Source organism: Bradyrhizobium sp. Arg237L, from assembly GCF_029990105.1.
In the GTDB taxonomy this organism is placed as follows: Bacteria; Pseudomonadota; Alphaproteobacteria; order Rhizobiales; family Xanthobacteraceae; genus Bradyrhizobium.
In genome coordinates this window covers 1-660 of record NZ_JAQMIL010000203.1, presented here as the reverse complement: position 1 = coordinate 660, position 660 = coordinate 1, and the positions used below count along the sequence as shown (strand labels likewise).

Below are 660 nucleotides of genomic sequence, written 5' to 3'. Positions count from 1 at the left end.
CGACCTCAATGCCCAGATATCGGACGGTGCTCTCGATTTTTGTGTGGCCCAACAAAAGCTGCACGGCTCGCAAGTTGCCTGTCCGCCGGTAGATCAGAGTCGCCTTTGTTCGACGAAGTGAATGTGTTCCGAACAGGTGCGGATCAAGCCCTACGCTGGTAAGCCAATCAGACAAAAGCCGCGCGTACTGCCGAGTGGTTAGACTGCCACTAGGTCCCCACCGGCCGGTGAATAGGTATTCGCCCGGCTTCTTGACCGTCGCTCTCAGATAGTCGTCGACGGCTTGGCGTGTCGACTCGGTGAGTTCAAATTTGACCGGTCGTCCCGTCTTCTTCTGCCGGATGCTTGCACGATCAGCCGCATAGCCGCTTGGCGCGATGTCGTCGACCTTCAGCGCCACGACATCGCAGCCACGAAGTTTACTGTCGATGGCCACGTTGAACAGCGCCAGATCCCGGAGCCGGCCCTCGACCTGGAGCGTTGTCCGGATGGACCAGACGTGCTTCGGACGGAGTGGTGGCTTCGCACCGACGATCTTACCCTTGTTCCACGGGACGTGCTTGGAGACCTTCTCGATGGTGCTTAGGACTTCGATCATGGTGACCTCCTCAATTAGTGAGGTCGACCATTCTCAAGCCGATAACCTCTGAAATGACGTCG

General features: G+C 57.7%; 1 protein-coding gene. It reads right to left on the bottom strand.

Features of this window, described 5'->3' with window-relative positions; translation table 11 throughout:
- Positions 1–598: tyrosine-type recombinase/integrase (locus tag OZ411_RS42990; protein ID WP_282532807.1), on the bottom strand; the 598-nt coding region annotated here is incomplete at its 3' end.
- Positions 599–660: the final 62 nt, after the last annotated feature.